Annotated in this window: 17 protein-coding genes and 1 pseudogene; all 18 read right to left on the reverse strand. The window is 52.5% G+C overall.

Annotation, left to right across the window (positions count from 1 at the left end; all coding sequences use genetic code 11):
- Window positions 1-287: 287 nt before the first annotated feature.
- The 18 genes and pseudogenes from AC2TE5_RS16710 to ndk all read right to left on the reverse strand — a co-directional run bounded on the left by AC2TE5_RS16710 (window position 288) and on the right by ndk (window position 16912).
- Window positions 288-2051 carry a DNA primase family protein gene (locus AC2TE5_RS16710; RefSeq protein ID WP_484612052.1) on the reverse strand — a complete coding sequence of 588 codons (1764 nt, stop codon included), beginning with the start codon at window positions 2049-2051 and terminating at the stop codon, window positions 288-290.
- A complete protein-coding gene (locus AC2TE5_RS16715) occupies window positions 2048-2362 on the reverse strand; it encodes a DUF4222 domain-containing protein (RefSeq protein WP_484612053.1) in 315 nt (104 codons plus the stop codon). The genes AC2TE5_RS16710 and AC2TE5_RS16715 overlap by 4 nt, the downstream gene beginning before the upstream one ends.
- A gap of 11 nt (window positions 2363-2373) precedes the next feature.
- Window positions 2374-2577: a hypothetical protein gene (locus AC2TE5_RS16720; RefSeq protein WP_020686326.1), complete on the reverse strand. Its 204-nt coding sequence runs from the start codon at window positions 2575-2577 to the stop codon at window positions 2374-2376.
- Between the two features lie 115 nt (window positions 2578-2692).
- Window positions 2693-3568, reverse strand: coding sequence for a tyrosine-type recombinase/integrase (locus tag AC2TE5_RS16725; RefSeq protein WP_484613355.1), 876 nt, complete (start codon window positions 3566-3568; stop codon window positions 2693-2695).
- On the reverse strand, window positions 3561-3806 hold the full coding sequence (locus AC2TE5_RS16730) for a host cell division inhibitor Icd-like protein (protein ID WP_020802552.1): 246 nt from the start codon (window positions 3804-3806) through the stop codon (window positions 3561-3563). Before AC2TE5_RS16730 ends, AC2TE5_RS16725 begins: the two co-directional genes overlap by 8 nt.
- 47 nt (window positions 3807-3853) lie before the next feature.
- Window positions 3854-4177 (reverse strand): annotated as a pseudogene (locus AC2TE5_RS16735) (ash family protein); the annotation flags it as partial.
- 80 nt (window positions 4178-4257) lie between these two features.
- Window positions 4258-4884, reverse strand: coding sequence for a BRO-N domain-containing protein (locus AC2TE5_RS16740; RefSeq protein ID WP_484612054.1), 627 nt, complete (start codon window positions 4882-4884; stop codon window positions 4258-4260).
- 40 nt (window positions 4885-4924) lie between these two features.
- Window positions 4925-5140, reverse strand: a complete 216-nt coding sequence (locus tag AC2TE5_RS16745; RefSeq protein ID WP_214598057.1) for a helix-turn-helix transcriptional regulator — start codon at window positions 5138-5140, stop codon at window positions 4925-4927.
- 666 nt (window positions 5141-5806) lie between these two features.
- Window positions 5807-6457 (reverse strand): hypothetical protein, encoded by a 651-nt coding sequence (locus tag AC2TE5_RS16750; RefSeq protein ID WP_484612055.1) that lies wholly within the window; start codon window positions 6455-6457, stop codon window positions 5807-5809.
- Between the two features lie 35 nt (window positions 6458-6492).
- Window positions 6493-7716 carry a tyrosine-type recombinase/integrase gene (locus tag AC2TE5_RS16755; RefSeq protein WP_484612056.1) on the reverse strand — a complete coding sequence of 408 codons (1224 nt, stop codon included), beginning with the start codon at window positions 7714-7716 and terminating at the stop codon, window positions 6493-6495.
- A gap of 213 nt (window positions 7717-7929) precedes the next feature.
- On the reverse strand, window positions 7930-9402 hold the full coding sequence (der, locus tag AC2TE5_RS16760; protein WP_023308811.1) for a ribosome biogenesis GTPase Der: 1473 nt from the start codon (window positions 9400-9402) through the stop codon (window positions 7930-7932).
- Window positions 9403-9514: 112 nt separating this feature from the next.
- On the reverse strand, window positions 9515-10693 hold the full coding sequence (gene bamB / locus AC2TE5_RS16765) for an outer membrane protein assembly factor BamB (RefSeq protein WP_213328058.1): 1179 nt from the start codon (window positions 10691-10693) through the stop codon (window positions 9515-9517).
- Window positions 10694-10703: 10 nt separating this feature from the next.
- Window positions 10704-11324: a YfgM family protein gene (locus tag AC2TE5_RS16770; RefSeq protein WP_063143428.1), complete on the reverse strand. Its 621-nt coding sequence runs from the start codon at window positions 11322-11324 to the stop codon at window positions 10704-10706.
- Between the two features lie 13 nt (window positions 11325-11337).
- Window positions 11338-12612, reverse strand: coding sequence for a histidine--tRNA ligase (gene hisS, locus AC2TE5_RS16775; protein WP_484612057.1), 1275 nt, complete (start codon window positions 12610-12612; stop codon window positions 11338-11340).
- 80 nt (window positions 12613-12692) lie between these two features.
- Entirely contained in the window at window positions 12693-13811 is a 1119-nt protein-coding gene (ispG, locus tag AC2TE5_RS16780; RefSeq protein WP_023308814.1) for a flavodoxin-dependent (E)-4-hydroxy-3-methylbut-2-enyl-diphosphate synthase, read from the reverse strand.
- A gap of 26 nt (window positions 13812-13837) precedes the next feature.
- Window positions 13838-14851: a cytoskeleton protein RodZ gene (rodZ, locus tag AC2TE5_RS16785; protein WP_193939316.1), complete on the reverse strand. Its 1014-nt coding sequence runs from the start codon at window positions 14849-14851 to the stop codon at window positions 13838-13840.
- Between the two features lie 293 nt (window positions 14852-15144).
- The gene (rlmN, locus tag AC2TE5_RS16790; protein WP_014171168.1) at window positions 15145-16311 is read right to left on the reverse strand and encodes a dual-specificity RNA methyltransferase RlmN; all 1167 of its coding nucleotides are present in this window, start codon (window positions 16309-16311) and stop codon (window positions 15145-15147) included.
- Between the two features lie 169 nt (window positions 16312-16480).
- On the reverse strand, window positions 16481-16912 hold the full coding sequence (gene ndk / locus AC2TE5_RS16795) for a nucleoside-diphosphate kinase (protein WP_003860625.1): 432 nt from the start codon (window positions 16910-16912) through the stop codon (window positions 16481-16483).
- Window positions 16913-17003: the final 91 nt, after the last annotated feature.

The following is a 17003-nucleotide window of genomic DNA, read 5'->3' on the forward strand; positions in this document are numbered from 1 at the left end:
TAAAGAATTTGCCCTCAAGGTATACATGGTGTTCACAAAGGCGATAAATCACAGACAAAACAATAAATTAACCTATGAACACCGGTCTACATACAGGGGTTACAAGTGTTCATAGTGTTCATATTTCTGTTTACTTTATGAGCACATATTTAAAGTGACCTATGAACACTATGAATACCCTATGAATACCTTACACGAAGGTGTTCATAGTCAATCTTATTGATTTTATTGAACTTTAACCAATCAATGAACACTATGAACACCTTTCGCCATATTTAGCTAAACATTCATCTTTTGTCCTCAGCTAACGGGTGCGCCTGCGGCAGCCAGTCCTCCGCACTCTCTGAAAGTTCGACGTTCGTCACCACGCCGCGGGTCTTTCTCTCCTTGCGGTACTCGTGATTAAACTCCCGCATGGCGCTTTCCATTCCCTCAGAGAATTTATTCAGCGTCAGCGGCTTCTCGAAACCGTTCGCCTCAAGAAACTTCAGATAAGCGTGATAGAGGTACATGCGGGGGCGATGAGGCGGGTTACGGTTACCCACCAGCATTCCCACGCAATCAGCCAGGCGCTCCAGATGCGCGCAGAAGGCATATAGCGGATCCGTTTTCTGCTTTACCTCCAGTGCTTCTTCGCTGTTCCGTTGCTCCAGCAGCAGCGCCCGCGCTTTTTCCGGATCCGCAAAGTTCGCCAGCAGCCGGCGAACCACAACCGGAATTTCAGCGGATATCTTTTCTGCAAGGTCGGGATCTTTATCCTCTTCGCTGACGCGCCGGTTAAACTGGAAAATTACGCGGCGCCGGGAAACCCCGCCGGCACGTTCGGTGAAAATCATCGGCGTGTTGTTCGTGGCCACAACCACCGCCCGCAGAACGGCGGTGTACTGGTGCTCGTGTTTCGGGTCGATCTCCACGGCATCCCCGCCGGTTATCGCTTTTATCCCGGTGCCCTCACCTGAATATTTGGGCTGATCAGGAAGCGTTATCATGCTCTTGCCGACGAACTGCGCCCGCCCGCGCGCGCTGTCGAGCGCCGCCATGTTCCCGCTGGCGGTGTTATGCGCGCCGGCCAGCATCGTGGCGATATGGGTAAAGACGCTTTTCCCGCTGCCGCCCTCCCCGGTTATCTCGAGGAACAGCTGCCAGTCGTACCGGTTCGCCAGCACCATAAAGAGCGCTGCAGCGATGCGCTGCATCTTAATTGCGTCTCTATCTGATGCGTAACTTAGCCATTTATGGAAGTTCGGCGCGTGGTCGCGGAGGTTTTCGCCCGGCACCGCCGGCGTGTAGGTCACGCCGTTATGGTTGGTCAGCCAGTTATCCTGGCTGTGTTCGGAGAAAACGCCGGTTTCCATATCGTAGACGCCATTAGCAAAGGGGATCAGGCTGCGCCGCGGCTCCCCCATTACCGGGATAACAATTTTCAGGGCGTCGATAACGTTGTTAATCGCGCGCTTGCTGAAGTTGGTTTTGTTCTCGTTGTAGATAGCCACCATTTCGCGGCTCAGCTCGAGCAGAGACGTTTTCTCCCAGATGCCGGCACGGTAGACGTACACACCTTCGCTGTTTTCGTTGATTGCAATGCCGGTGTAACGCGCGGCCAGTATGAGCGCCTTTTCGTTATCAGCCAGGTCGCGAAGGTTTACATCCGTCAGCGGTTTGCCGATCACCATGCTTTTGCCGGCTTCCGCATCGGCTTTGAGGCGCGGCAGCTGTGGCGTCCAGTCCTCCAGAAGCTGATAACCTTCAGAGTAGAATTGCGCGCGCTCCACGCCGGCCACCGCCAGCTTTGTGGCGAGAATGGTTATCTGACGTTCGGTCAGATGCCCGCCGCGGCAAACCCGGGCATAGAGCCGGCCATCATCCACAATGCGGATATTCTCCAGCTCCGCCAGCTGCTTTTTATCCAGCACAACCGGCGGCACCGTATCGCCAATCGGGTTCATTTCCTGCCATGCTTTGGCGAACGTCCAGGCATCAGTACCGGCAAAGATAATTGACTCCTCCATGAGATCCGCCGGCTGCTTTTTAAGGTTTGGTGCATTCTTCATTTTCTGTTCCCTCGCTCCCTGATGATTTCCCGCATAACCCGAATTCGTTCGATGCCCTGCACCCGCATAATTCGATCGATATCTTTTTCGCCGGCGACCGGCGCGGAAGATACAAATTCAAATTCCCGCACCAGTCTTTCTGGCGCGCAAAAACACGGTGAGCTGTACCCCTCGCGGCAATATGTCACTCTGTCGAATCGGTAACTTTCGATAATTACGATGTTGCCCCGACTGTCCTTCCATTTATCGCCCGGCCTGATTTCAGGGTGAGCGCGGCCACCAGCAGCTAAGCCGGAATTTCTAATCGTCATATTTTTTTACCTCACGCCGCTGGCGGGATTACCTGATAACCAATTTTCCTCAGAAAGCGCGCGGCACTCTCCACCGTAAAAATGATCTCGTCGTCCATAAGGGGGCGCATCGACTGAAGACCATTTGACGTGTCCACCAGATAGCGGCCGCCGGCCGGGAAACTGAAAACGTTTTTGCCGTCGGCCCGGCGAACCAGATCGTAAACAGGAGTCATAATTTCTCCTCCCCATCCCTTAATGACTGGCGGGCAAAATAATATCGCGCGCTATTTAATTGTTCAGATACGTGCTCGAGAAAAGCGCCGGGACGGCAAATCGGGATAACCGTTGTCATACAGATACCTCCATGGCCAGACGGGATTGAATGGCGGCGGCCTTGCTGCCTAACTGGAGGTAAGTTCGGGTGATTGCCGGGTTACTGTGCCCGAGCATTTCAGAGGCGACCAGCAAACCCTGTTCGCCCCCGGCGGACATGAGATTAAAGGCGGCAATTTTGCGACTGGAATAGGCGCTCAGGCGCAGACGCGTGTTTACCACGCGGGTAAACCACATCATTACGTTGTGCAGTTTCTTCCAGATCGTCTGGCGGCTCACGCTACCTTCCAGAGACTGGCAACGGTTACTTTCAATCTGGCTGCGGGAAAATACCAGGTCGTCACCGATAAGATTGCGCTCCATGCGTTCACGCAGCCGCTTGATGATGCCCGGCGGCAGCTGTTTGGTATCGTGCTTAACTTCAGCCTTCGCCACCAGCTCAAACACGATCGCCTGTTCTTCTTCCGTCATGCCGGCGGCCAGCTCGTCGCAGCTCACGCTATCCCAGTGCATGTAGGCAATGTGATCGCCAGCAAGCCGGGCAGCGTCCTTACGCTGCTGGCGAACAATCTCGATCCCCTTCCGGGTCGCCCTGGCTTCTGCTGCTTTGGTCTGCTTCGCTACGATGATTGTTGCAATGCCGGTTTCCCAGTTGATGCAGGAGTAACGGAAGTTGCACACGTCGCTGGTACGCCAGCCGGTAACGGTTGCAATATCCCACCAGAGTAAAACCCAGTCCGGCTGGGTCTGCTGGATGCGTTCGCGCAGTTTGCGCTGCTCTTCCCGTTCGTAAACGGGGGTCATGGTGCGGGTGCCTTTCGTGGTAGTGGCTTTTACCACGTTACCGCGCAGCTCGCGTGCTTTTGCTGTCAGGGTCTGGAGGTTAAACATGGCTACCTCCCAATTTCGCAACATCCAGTTCAAACGCGCCGCTGCTGTACTGATAAAGCGAACATTCAGAGCGAATTTTGGCGGCAAAGATAAGATCCCAGCGGGAATAAAACTCGCGGGCTTCTTGCTCACTGTCAGCAACGATGCGGATAACAACGGGAGTGCAGGTCCGGCCTTTCGGCGTACCGAGGAAAAGCCAGGTGAATTTGGGCAGTTTTTGGGTTGGGGTAGTAGCCATGTGGCAGCCTCCATACAGTGGTCTAGATAACCACCACCGGAAACGCCAATTTCACTGGTGGTGGACTGAGCAGGGTTGGCGTAACCGGACTGTATGGACTCCGGCGCGGATTTCTCCGCCCCCACCCAGCCCACCATAATTTTGCTAGCAGAGCGGTTTTGAACCACAACGCGTGAAAATAGGTGAGACGGATCAACGGCACAAAAAAAGACGCTTGGCGCGTCATGTGTCGCCATACAGTCATTCAGGACGCCAATCCTGGCACCAGATTTTGCTGGTGCTTTTAAAGCATACCCTTCAGTTGAATAACAAGGCAAGGAGTTTTTAGGGTGAGCGAAGCCCTGCCCCAGACGGGCATAATTATTCTTCATGGCATTAACCTTTTCGAATTGTTTAGTAAGCTGTCGCGACAAACTTATTTTGAGTGCTCTACATCGCAAGAGCACGCAAGTTATTCATGAACTCGATTTTTGTTTCCAACCGGAGCTGAGCGAACTTCAGTGAACGGCTCGTGAACATCTTCATCTAACAGCTCAGGCTGATACTTACGCCATAGTTGAATCTCCTCGCGTTCAAGAGCCTCTTTAGCACCCTTACATTGCTGCAACTTATAACCGCGTTTACTGGCCTCCTGCTGATAGGCTGCCATACGCCGGCTAAAATCGTTCAGAAACACGAACGGCACGCCATAAGAGCCAGTTTTGCGGATTGAGGGAATCACCTCGCGAAATACCCAATTACTGAAACGATGGGCGAATGTGCCTGCCGTAGTAGCTTTGCGGCTACGGGCAATCAGTTTGTAAAAACCAGATTCAGAGACAGCACTATGATTTGGGTTTCCACGAATACCGTAAGTTAAAGTTACGGTATTTCTTTCGTCATCATCCAGAGCCTGCAACGCCATACGCGAATTGGATAATTCCAGCGCCGCGCAAACATCCTTTGCAACGAACCACGGTTCGCCATTGAGCTTAACAATGCGAACTTTTAGCCCCTCAAAATTGATAACGGAAATATCATCACTACAGTTTTCAGGGTGAGGGAAGCCCTGACCATTAAGGCCATTATTTGATTTCATACTGTTCCTCGAATCTAATTTACAGAAGTGAAGATCTGACTCAGTTAGCTTTGCGCCGCTCTTCCAGCCAGCGATTAATCTCAAGTGCATCAAAAGCAGTCACGTTGTCACTCAACTTGACGGGACGTGGCAAGATTCCTTTTTTGACCCAACGATCAATTGTGGGCATGGATACCCCAAGCAACGCAGGCATGCGGAAACGACGGATGTAACCTTCAGTAGGAATAGCTGAGTAAACTTCCTGTTTTTCCAACATTTTTATGCTCCTGTGATAGCTGGTTAGGTTAGATGAAGTTTAATGATTCCTTACGCAGCATTTCCAGCATAAATAGATTCTTTTGAAAGAAATTAGGTTTCTTTTGAAAGAATCAATATCTTTTGAAAAACAAGGTGACCACCGAAAATTTGATCACTCTTATAAAACAGGACATTACAAGTCATACGAACATGATGAGTTATCAACGTTTTACATCTTTTTGTAGGTCTAGGTATCTCTAGGTATCATTTGGTATGTATGCTCATCACATGTAACTCAATGGTTTACATTGGCTGTTAATGACTGTTATTGGCCGTTAATGCTCTGCTATGACTTGCAGTGAGGTTATATGAGAAGACTTAACGTACCAATGCATAACGTCGTATCACTCAACATCACTCAACGTCATCCAACAATATTCAATAACCCACAACATCATAAAACTGCACAAAACTGCGCGAAACTGCGTAAAAGTGCTCTAAGTAATACAGGGGACTAACCATGACATAAAAGGGGAAAGTGGATATCAAGGAGGAGATCAGGAAATGAATTAGTTTTTTTTGATGCGGAACAGCTAAGTAAAGCGGATAAATATTGAGTAATAAAAACCGATAAGTTGCCCATTTTGTCTTCGTGCAAGTACGCAACGGGCACTCAAACTAAACTCTATTCTGCAGCATACATCGCTAATAGCGCCTGTTTTGCCTTTGCTGCAAATGCTGCTCGGCTTATGCCTTTCGTTGATAAACCTTCAGATTCTAACAATTCCAATACGTCACTATAAATTGCACTTATATTGGGCTTTCCCGAGTTAAGATATGAGGATACCCCGGACTTTTTAACTAGGAGATGAATGAGAACCCCCATCATCTTCATCGTTCCTTCCTGTTCATCTTGTTTACGGTGCTGGCCACGTCCACTTCTGTTTGTTTCTTTTATGTAATTAATAAGCTGCAGCCCACCTAAATTACGAGCCTTCTCCTCCCATCCTTTAGTGCCGCGCAAATCATCAATAGCTTCTTTAACTTTTTGAGCGATTACTTCGGGTGTACTTTCTTCAACGAACGGGAAAGCAGCTAAAAAAATGTCTAAGGCGTTACAAGCTTCATCTGTAGTTATTTTTTTATCCCTGTGAACTTTTAGCGCCCTCGCAATTGATTTGCGAGTAAGATCAACATAGTCAGAGTGCTCAGGGGGTACATCACTGAGACGCATTAGTGGATTCAAACCGGCGAGTGCCAATGCCATTTCCTGTGGCGTGATGGATACAGAAGCACATAACCTCTCAATTGGTGATTTCCTCAAGATGTCTTTCATGCTTTACTCCCTTTCACTTTAGATGTCATAACTCCTCAGTTATCCCCTCTTTCCAACGTCACCATTAATTCGGCCCAACACGATAATGCAGCTTTTCTCTCTTCGAAGTACTGGTGCCGGTTATAGATACCTTCAACGCCGGGGATTTTATGGTTTAAGCAACGCTCGGCTATCAAAGGATCAATGCCTAACGCCGCCATTTGAGTGCGCATAGTACGGCGCAAGTCATGAATACTGAACGGCTCGATTCCATGCATTTCCCTCAACACAGACGGCATGACCATATTGAGAGTTGCTCGGCTAATGTGAGTTCTGCTATTGGCTCTCCTGCCGGGTATAAACCAACGGCTGTTTCCAGCAAAAAGTCTTATTTCTTTTATCCACTCGATCACCGGCTGCGCCAATGGTATATCAATGTCATCGCCATTCTTTGCTCTTGAGCCGGGAAGATGCCAGACGCCCTTCTCAAGATCGAACTCAGTCCATTCAGCAGCACATAACTCCATTTTGCGCACACCCAGCGCCAAAATAAGTTTAAAAACTAGCTCATTTTCCCTGCTGATTCCTTGCCCACTACGCAGCGCTTTAAAGAACATTACTAACTCATCACGACTCAATGCCCGCTTTCTTCCCTTCTCCTTTCCCCCAGCATCTTTTGAGCCGAATGATATAGCAGGATTAACATCAATCATGCCTCGAACGACCGCGAAGTCAAACAGGCGTTTGAGCATACGGAGAACGTCATTAGCGACTGTGGGCGACCCACGCTTAAGAACGTCTTGAAGAACACTATCAACGTGGCGTGGGCGAACTTCTTCGACCTTCATTTTTCCAATTAAGGCCACAATATTCTTTTGCAGGCTAGCGAGGAAAAGCTCTGGATGCTTGTACGTTGGCTCAATCTGACGAGAGTAATACTCCGCTGCAAGTTCAGAAACGTGGATAGCGTTCTTTTCAGCTTCAATTTTTGCTATCGCCTCAGCCTTGCGTTGTTGCTTCTCTGCAGCCACGTCATGCCCTAGAGCAACACGGGCTGCAAGTTCCTTAGCAATCTCCCTTGCTTTAGCAAGCGAGATAACAGAATAAGAACCAATCATTAAGGTCCGGGGCTTGCCGGCAAGTTTGTATCGAAAACGCCAGAATGGAGTTTTGTCTTCTTTGCGAAAGCGGAGATAAAGTCCTTCGCCATCGGACCTACCCTCGAATCGTTCGCCACTCTTGATCCACACTCGGATCTGCATATCGGTAAGTTTTGGCATGCACGTATACCTAGCAATCTACTGGTACATCTAAAAGTGTACCCAAAAGCGTAAAGGTGTACCCAAAACGACATAACAGTATGCTGGGTACACCTCTGTGTACACCTAAAGGATGCACTTTCCTGTACTCTTATGATAGCCCCTGAAAACAAAAAAGCCCGAAATATTCGGGCTTTAGGAAGCTTATGATAGCTAGCAATTCACGATGAAAGCTTATTTGCTTTTCTTAATGTGCTTAATCAAGCGCTTACGCTTACGCATCTGGTTTGGCGTCAGGGTGTTGCGCTTGTTGGCGAACGGGTTTTCCCCTTCCTTAAACTGGATACGGATAGGCGTGCCCATTACGTCCAGCGATTTACGGAAGTAGTTCATCAGATAGCGCTTGTAGGAATCCGGCAGGTCTTTCACCTGGTTACCGTGGATCACCACGATTGGCGGGTTATAACCACCGGCGTGGGCATATTTCAGCTTCACGCGACGGCCGCGCACCAGCGGCGGCTGATGGTCTTCTGCAGCCATATTCATGATGCGGGTCAGCATCGCAGTGCTCTGACGACGGGTGGAGCTGTCATACGCTTCACGCACGGATTCGAACAGGTTACCCACGCCGCTGCCGTGCAGCGCAGAGATAAAGTGCACACGGGCAAAGTCGATAAAGCCCAGACGGAAGTCGAGGGTCTCTTTCACCTGCTCGCGCACTTCATTACTCAGGCCATCCCACTTGTTGACCACGATAACCAGTGAGCGCCCACTATTGAGGATAAAGCCGAGCAGAGAGAGGTCCTGATCGGAGATACCTTCGCGTGCGTCGATGACCAGCAGCACGACGTTGGCATCTTCGATCGCCTGCAGGGTTTTGATAACGGAGAATTTTTCCACCACATCGGTGATTTTCCCGCGCTTACGCACCCCGGCGGTGTCGATGAGGACATACTCACGCTCGTCGCGCTGCATAGGAATGTAGATACTGTCACGGGTGGTGCCCGGCATGTCGTAAACGACCACGCGTTCTTCACCCAGAATACGGTTAGTAAGCGTAGACTTACCTACGTTTGGACGACCCACGATAGCCAGCTTGATCGGCAGATCCTGCGGGTTGAAGTCGTCTTCAGGCTCTTCTTCGCCCTCTTCTCCGTCTTCGAACTGCGCCCAGTATTCAGCGTCTTCGTCGACTTCTTCCGGCGGGTTCACTTCATCAACCCACGGCAGCAGAACGGTTTCCAGAAGGCTGGTCACGCCACGGCCATGCGATGCCGCAATCGGGTAGATTTCACCCAAGCCCAGAGACCAGAAATCCGCGACGGCCTGATCGGCATCGATACCGTCAGTTTTGTTCGCCACCAGGAAGGTCGGCTTTTCGCGTGAACGCAGGTGTTTGGCAATAGCGGAGTCCGCCGGCATCAGGCCAGCGCGCGCATCAACCATAAACAGCACCACATCCGCTTCTTCAATCGCCAGCAGCGACTGTTCCGCCATGCGGGTTTCAACGCCGTCTTCTGTGCCGTCAATACCACCGGTATCAATACAGATGAACTCGCGTCCTTCCACCTCTGCACGACCGTACTTACGGTCACGCGTCAGCCCCGGGAAATCCGCAACCAGCGCATCACGGGTGCGTGTTAAACGGTTAAAAAGAGTGGATTTTCCAACGTTAGGGCGCCCGACAAGCGCGACCACAGGTACCATGTTTGAAGCCTCATAAAATTCAAAATAACGTCGCTTTCGCGGCGTTTTTAAAAATGTCAAAACGGCTCCTGAGTGAACAGGAGCCGTTTAGTATACTACAACCGCCGGGTAATTAACGCGTGATCGCGTACAGCGTGCCGTCTTTTGCCTGAATCAGCAGTTTGCCGTCGGCCACAACCGGATCGGTCAGGAAACCAGAGCTGTCGACTTTTTGCTGTGCAACAAAGCGGCCGTTATCCGGATCGATCCAGTGCATATACCCTTCGCTGTCACCGACCACCAGACTACCGTTGTACAGCGCAGGCGCGGTCAGCAGACGGTGCAACAGATCGCTTTGCGTCCACAGCGTTACGCCGCCTTCGGTGCTCAGCGCCAGCAGACGGTCGTTCTGATCGACCATATAAATGCGGTTACCCTCAACGATGAAATCGTTCACAGAGCCCAGCTCACGTTTCCACATGATTTGGCCGCTGCGCAGATCCATCGCGGTCAGGTTGCCGTTATAGGCCAGCGCGTACACCACACCGTTAACGATAACCGGCGTTGTGTCTACGTCGCTCAGACGATCAATTTCCGTTGAGCCAGTGGCCTGAGAGATACGCTGCTGCCAGATCATCTGGCCCTGCTGCATCAGCACTGCGCTCACGCGACCGTTGTCACCGCCCACAACGGCAGCACCAAATGCGGTCGCCGGGGCAGATTCGCCGCGCAGAGAGAGCGCAGGCATATCCAGGTTAACGGTCCATTTCACCAGACCGTCCGCTTCGTTAAGCGCCTGCAGCTGGCCGTTGCTGGTATGAATCAGCACCAGGCCGTCGCTCACCACCGGACGAGACAGGGATTCACCCGCCACGGTTGTTTGCCAGGCAATGGAGCCGTCGCTGCTGTTCAGCGCATAAACCTGCGCTTTTTCGCTGCCCACGTAGACATGACCACCGGCAACGGTCAGACCGCCAGACAGGAGTGCAGGTTTACGGGAGAACCAGCCGTCTTTTTCCGCCAGGTTAACGGACCAGACTTCTTTCCCGTCATCGGCGTTCACCGCTTTCACGGTACCTTTGCGGTCAGCAGCATAGACAACGCTGTCTGCATACGCCGGATGAAGGTTGGAATAGAAATCACCAATCCCATTGCCCACGGAGACATCCCACGCGGTGGATGGGGTAAACTGGTTTTCAACCGTCGGCAGTGGGGACATTTTCACAACGTCTTCTTCGCCACTGAACAGTGAACAACCACTCAATAACGTAACAGAAAGCAGTCCTGGCAGAAGTAATTTACGCAATTGCATCGGGTCCCTCTCAGACGGACAAATTATTTATTTTCATCTGCATCATTTCGCTCAGCGCAGGTGAAGCATTGCTCTCTACGCCAGCTTGCCACGCTTTACGCGCGCCCGCTTTGTCACCTTTGCTCAGCAGTGCTTCACCGCGCAGATCGGCAACGATGGCAGCAAAACCTTCGCCTTTGATGGTATCGAGCGTTTTCAGCGCATCGTCAACTTTCTTCTGCTGAACCTGAATACGTGCCAGGCGCAGATTGATCACCGCTTTCAGGTTCTCATCGCTGGCCGCAGCAAGGCTCTGAGAGAGCTGAGCAGCGGCTTTATCCAGTTCGTTCTTATCAACGTACTGCTGAGCCACTTCCAGCGCAGCCAGTGCACCGTAGGTGTTTTTGTTGTCAGCCGCAAATTTTTCTGCCGCAGCCAGCGTTTGCGGCTGATCGGCACGAATTGCGCTAACGGTAGTTTCATAGGACAGTGACGCGCCGCGCGCGGAATCCGCCTGATGACTGTTCCAGTAACGCCAGCCCATCAGCGCACCGACACCTAAAATAACCCCAACAACCAGCGCTTTGCCGTTTTCAACAAAGAAGCGTTTAATCGCGTCGACCTGATCGTGTTCGTTCTCGTAAATTTCCACGCAGTCCTTCTCCTTAGCCCAATAGAGTGCGCAAGTGCGCCGCAACGCCGTCCTGCGTTACCGTTGTCTGCTCACCAGAGCGCAGGTCCTTCACCACCACTTCGCCGTTAGCCACTTCGGACTCGCCCAGCACCAGTGCAATACTTGCGCCCCACTTATCGGCACGAGCAAACTGTTTTTTGAAGTTGCCGCCGCCATGGTTGGTCATCAGCTTAACGCCCGGTAGCGCATCGCGCACGCGTTCGGCAAGCTGCATCGCCGCAGACTGCGTTTCCGCGCCTGAGGCCACCAGGTATATATCGACAACGGAATCTGCTTTAAATTCCGGATTAACTGCCTGAACCAGCAAAACAAGTCGCTCAAGGCCCATCGCGAAGCCAACAGCAGGCGCTGCACGACCGCCAAGCTGCTCAACCAGACCGTCATAACGGCCGCCCGCACATACGGTGCCCTGAGAGCCGAGGCTGGTGGTCACCCACTCAAACACGGTACGGTTGTAGTAGTCCAGACCGCGCACCAGGCGCTGGTTCACGGTATAGGCGATGCCTGCCGCTTCAAGCAGCTTGCAGAGGCCCGCGAAGTGTTCGCGAGATTCTTCATCCAGGTAGTCACCCAGCGCAGGCGCATCGTTCAGCAGTGCCTGAACGTCCGCGTTTTTGGAATCCAGAACGCGCAGCGGGTTGCTGTACATACGACGTTTGCAGTCTTCGTCCAGCTTCTCTTTATGCTGTTCCAGGAACGCTACCAAAGCATCGCGGTAATTAGCGCGTGCATCCAGAGAACCGATAGAGTTCAGCTCAAGGGAAACGTGATCGGCGATACCGAGGGCGCGCCACCAGCGGGCGGTCAGCATAATCAGCTCAGCGTCGATGTCCGGGCCCTGCAGGCCAAAGACTTCCACACCCAGCTGATTGAACTGACGATAACGACCTTTCTGAGGACGTTCGTGGCGGAACATCGGGCCGATATACCACAGGCGCTGCTCCTGATTGTACAGAAGACCATGTTCGATGCCGGCGCGTACGCAGCCCGCCGTACCTTCCGGACGCAGGGTCAGGCTGTCGCCGTTGCGGTCCTCAAAGGTGTACATCTCTTTTTCAACCACGTCGGTGACTTCACCAATCGCGCGTTTGAATAACGGGGTCTGCTCTACAATCGGCAAACGGATTTCGCTGTAACCGTAGCTGCCGAGCACCTGCTTCAGTGTGCCTTCAATGCGCTGCCAGATGGCGGTTTCGCCAGGCAGATAATCGTTCATGCCGCGGATGGCTTGAATGTTTTTTGCCACGTTTATTCTCTTTCTATATACAAAAAAAACCCAAAGAATGGGTTCAATCATACATGGGAAGCGGCACGCTTCCCATCACGTTATTTTTCAACCTGCTGAACGCTGATACGCTGTGTTTCGTCCATCATGGCGGCTTTGGCGCGGATGCGGGCTTCAAGCTGGTCGATCATGTCGCTATTATCCAGACGATCTTTACGAACGCCATCTTCATAGAGACCACTTTTCTTGTTACCGCCGGTCACGCCCAGGGTTGACACCAGTGCTTCACCCGGACCGTTTACCACGCAGCCGATGATGGAGACGTCCATCGGGGTGATAATGTCTTCCAGACGTTGCTCCAGGGCATTCACCGTCCCGATCACATCGAACTCCTGACGCGAACAGGTTGGGCAGGCAATGAAGTTGATCCCGCGCGCGCGAATGCGCAGCGACTTCAGGATATCGAAACCGACTTTGATCTCTTCGACCGGATCGGCCGCCAGCGAGACGCGCAGGGTGTCACCGATCCCTTCAGAGAGCAGCAGCCCCAGACCGATCGCAGACTTAACAGAGCCGCTGCGCAGGCCGCCCGCTTCGGTGATCCCGAGGTGCAGGGGCTGGTCGATCTGCTTTGCCAGCAGGCGATAAGATTCAACCGCGAGAAATACGTCGGACGCTTTTACGCTGACCTTAAACTGGTCAAAGTTAAGACGATCCAGATGATCCACATGGCGCATCGCGGATTCGAGCAGCGCCTGGGGCGTCGGCTCACCGTATTTTTCCTGCAGGTCTTTTTCCAGAGAACCGGCGTTAACGCCGATACGGATAGGAATATTTTTATCGCGGGCGCAGTCCACTACCATGCGGATACGCTCTTCGTTACCGATGTTGCCCGGGTTAATACGCAGGCAATCGACGCCGTATTCGGCCACTTTCAGTGCGATGCGGTAGTCGAAGTGGATATCAGCCACCAGCGGAACGCTGACCTGCTGTTTAATCAGCTTGAACGCCTCAGCGGCATCCATGGTTGGGACGGAGACGCGAACAATGTCCGCGCCTACACGTTCTAATGCTTTGATTTGATTGACCGTCGCTTCCACATCGGTGGTGCGCGTGTTGGTCATCGACTGAACGGCGATAGGTGCCCCATCGCCGATTGGCACATTCCCAACGTAAATCCGTTTCGATTTTCTACGTTGAATCGGAGCCTGGTTATGCATGAAAAATCTCCCGCGTTGCCCGTCTGTTACTGTGCTGCTGATTGTTCGGCATTAACGGTAAGACGCGCAACCTGGTTAGTTCTGATAAAGCGGCTCAGGTCGACAGGTTTTCCTTGATACTGGATCTGTACCGCTGCCGGAGCGCCGATTTTAAGTTTATAGGGAGCCTGACCCGTTAGGTTTAACGTGCCATCTTTACGCTGCAGGCCGCTGAACAGTTTTTTACCTGTCGCGTCAGTCACTTCAAGCCAGCAGTCGGCGCTGAAGTTCATCACCAGCGCGTTGGGATCGGCTGCTGTCGCCGTCCCCGCCGGGCTGGTTGGCAGAGTCGCTGCGCTATTGTCTGCAGGCTGAGTAGCCGCAGGCGCGTTCGCCGCAGTATCAACATTCGCCTGAGAAGGGGCCACAACCGCGTTTTGATCCTGAGCCTGCGGCGCAGCGGTGTTAGCCGTTGCTGCCGGGGCCTGTGCTGCACCGGTCGCCGACGCGTCTGGCGCTGCGGTCTGTGGCTCGCTGGAGGAAGCTGCACCGTCGGTATTCAGCGGCACGTTCTGGCCGTTCTCACTACCGGCCTGGTTGAGTTCAGCGGAGGATTGATCGGCCATGGTGGTGATCTCTTCCTGCTGCGCCTTGTGGTTTTGCCACCACCATGCACCGGTCAGACCGATCACCACAAACAGCACCAGCCAGGTAAAGCTCATCAGCCAGCCATCACGTTTTTTACGACGTTTCCCCAGGGAGAAGGTCTGCATCGGCGCAACTTTTGCTGCACGGACCGGGGCCTGCTTCTCCATCATTGGCAGTAATTCGTTTTCGGGGATATGCACCAGTTTTGCGTAAGAGCGGATATAACCGCGCAGGAACGTTGAAGCCAGATCGGCGGGTGCCTTATCTTCTTCAATATCGCGAACCGTGGAAACCTTCAGGCACAAGCGTTCCGCAACGGCTTGCTGGCTGAGTCCGAGTTGTTCACGGGCGTTGCGAAGACGAACGCCAGTGGAGAGTGCTTCATGTTGGTCGTGAGTGGCTTCAGTATTCATTCGCTACAACTACTGGTACGTGAAAAATAAGGGTTCAGGTGCCGGTGAGTCACAATGCCACCCGCACCGCGAAACTTCTGGTCAGTTAACCTCGAACAGAGAGTATAAGACTGTCAGCCCGGAGATGACAGTACAGCCCTGCCCGTACGGCTAAACTGTTGTTACGTCGTTACATACTGCCCGAAAGTCGAATGAAACGCACCGTAATTATTGATCAGTCATCACGAATCTGACTGATTATTCAGTAAGGTTATGCTTCACGGCGCAGATAATGCGCCGCGAGTGCATAATAATCAAACAGCTTTAACCGCAATCGTCTCGCCCTGCATGCGTTTACGCAGAGTACGTTTGGTACGGTCAATAACATCCCCTGCCAGCTGTCCGCATGCTGCATCAATGTCATCACCACGGGTTTTACGCACGATGGTGGTGAAACCATACTCCATCAGCACCTTGGAGAAACGGTCGATACGGCTGTTCGAGCTACGGCCATACGGCGCGCCGGGGAACGGGTTCCATGGGATGAGGTTGATTTTGCATGGCGTATCTTTCAGCAGTTCAGCCAGCTGATGCGCATGTTCGGTACCGTCGTTGACGTGGTCAAGCATCACGTACTCGATGGTCACGCGGCCCTGGTTGGCGTTGGATTTCTCCAGATAGCGACGCACCGCAGCGAGGAAGGTTTCGATATTGTACTTTTTGTTGATCGGCACAATTTCGTCACGAATTTCGTCGTTTGGTGCATGCAGGGAGATCGCCAGCGCAACGTCAATCATATCGCCCAGCTTGTCCAGCGCAGGCACGACGCCAGAGGTAGACAGCGTGACGCGACGCTTGGACAGGCCAAAACCGAAGTCATCCAGCATGATTTCCATCGCCGGAACCACGTTGGTCAGGTTCAGCAGCGGCTCACCCATCCCCATCATCACCACGTTGGTGATAGGACGCGTACCGGTTACTTTTGCCGCGCCCACGATTTTCGCGGCACGCCAGACCTGGCCGATAATTTCTGACACGCGCAGGTTACGGTTAAAGCCTTGCTGCGCGGTTGAGCAGAATTTGCACTCCAGCGCACAGCCTACCTGAGAGGAGACGCACAGCGTGGCGCGGTCTTCTTCCGGGATGTAGACGGTTTCAACGCGCTGATCGCCGACCGCAATCGCCCATTTGATGGTGCCATCCGCGGAGCGCTGCTCTTCCACCACTTCCGGTGCGCGGATTTCAGCCACTTCTTTGAGCTTGTTGCGCAGGACCTTATTGATGTCGGTCATGTCATCAAAATTGTCGCTGCAGTAATGGTACATCCACTTCATGACCTGATCGGCACGAAACGGCTTTTCACCCATCTCTTTAAAGAACTCGCGCATCTGCTGACGGTTCAGATCCAGCAGGTTAATTTTTCCATTTTTATTGGGAACCGCAGGAATGGCGACTTCGGAGGTATTCACTAGTTCAGACATAATATTTTCCGGCCTCGTTGTTACACGTTATGGCCCGTGGAGGGTTGAATAGAAACGCCCCGGAAAGCAGTCTGCTCGTCCGGGGCGTTGCATTGTACAAAGTCTGACGCAGGGATGCCACGTCTGGACGCGGCATTTACGAAAATAATGTGTAAACGAAACCGTTAAATTAACGGGTACGTGGACACACTTCGCCTTCTGCGAAGAAGAAAGCGATTTCGCGTGCAGCAGATTCAACAGAGTCAGAACCGTGGGTGCCGTTCTCGGTGAAGCTGTCCGCATAGTCAGCGCGCAGAGTACCTGCCAGCGCGTTGTCCGGGTTGGTTGCGCCCAGCAGGTCACGGTGACGCTGTACTGCGTTTTCGCCTTCCAGCACGGATACCACGATTGGACCGGAGGTCATGAACTCAACCAGGCCGTCAAAGAATGGGCGACCTTCGTGCTCAGCGTAGAAGCCGCGAGCCTGCTCAACGGTCAGGTGCAGCATTTTGGTGCCAACAATTTTGAACCCTGCAGATTCAAAGCGAGCGAAGATGCTGCCAATAACGTTTTTTGCCACCGCGTTTGGTTTGATGATGGAAAAAGTACGTTCAATAGCCATGATAACCTCTGTCAATGTTCTGTTGTTTTGCATACCTGAGTATGGTGTGGCGCGGATTATAATGAGCAATAGCGCCATTGCCTATGGATTC

It is taken from the genome of Enterobacter sp. N5-15 (assembly GCF_057221635.1).

Bases quoted from the DNA above. Each gene is read 5' to 3' on its own strand.
- AC2TE5_RS16710 (WP_484612052.1), bottom strand. From the start codon at position 2,051: ATGAAGAATGCACCAAACCTTAAAAAGCAGCCGGCGGATCTCATGGAG.
- AC2TE5_RS16715 (WP_484612053.1), bottom strand. From the start codon at position 2,362: ATGACGATTAGAAATTCCGGCTTAGCTGCTGGTGGCCGCGCTCACCCT.
- AC2TE5_RS16720 (WP_020686326.1), bottom strand. From the start codon at position 2,577: ATGACTCCTGTTTACGATCTGGTTCGCCGGGCCGACGGCAAAAACGTT.
- AC2TE5_RS16725 (WP_484613355.1), bottom strand. From the start codon at position 3,568: ATGTTTAACCTCCAGACCCTGACAGCAAAAGCACGCGAGCTGCGCGGT.
- AC2TE5_RS16730 (WP_020802552.1), bottom strand. From the start codon at position 3,806: ATGGCTACTACCCCAACCCAAAAACTGCCCAAATTCACCTGGCTTTTC.
- AC2TE5_RS16740 (WP_484612054.1), bottom strand. From the start codon at position 4,884: ATGAAATCAAATAATGGCCTTAATGGTCAGGGCTTCCCTCACCCTGAA.
- AC2TE5_RS16745 (WP_214598057.1), bottom strand. From the start codon at position 5,140: ATGTTGGAAAAACAGGAAGTTTACTCAGCTATTCCTACTGAAGGTTAC.
- AC2TE5_RS16750 (WP_484612055.1), bottom strand. From the start codon at position 6,457: ATGAAAGACATCTTGAGGAAATCACCAATTGAGAGGTTATGTGCTTCT.
- AC2TE5_RS16755 (WP_484612056.1), bottom strand. From the start codon at position 7,716: ATGCCAAAACTTACCGATATGCAGATCCGAGTGTGGATCAAGAGTGGC.
- der (WP_023308811.1), bottom strand. From the start codon at position 9,402: ATGGTACCTGTGGTCGCGCTTGTCGGGCGCCCTAACGTTGGAAAATCC.
- bamB (WP_213328058.1), bottom strand. From the start codon at position 10,693: ATGCAATTGCGTAAATTACTTCTGCCAGGACTGCTTTCTGTTACGTTA.
- ispG (WP_023308814.1), bottom strand. From the start codon at position 13,811: ATGCATAACCAGGCTCCGATTCAACGTAGAAAATCGAAACGGATTTAC.
- rodZ (WP_193939316.1), bottom strand. From the start codon at position 14,851: ATGAATACTGAAGCCACTCACGACCAACATGAAGCACTCTCCACTGGC.
- rlmN (WP_014171168.1), bottom strand. From the start codon at position 16,311: ATGTCTGAACTAGTGAATACCTCCGAAGTCGCCATTCCTGCGGTTCCC.
- ndk (WP_003860625.1), bottom strand. From the start codon at position 16,912: ATGGCTATTGAACGTACTTTTTCCATCATCAAACCAAACGCGGTGGCA.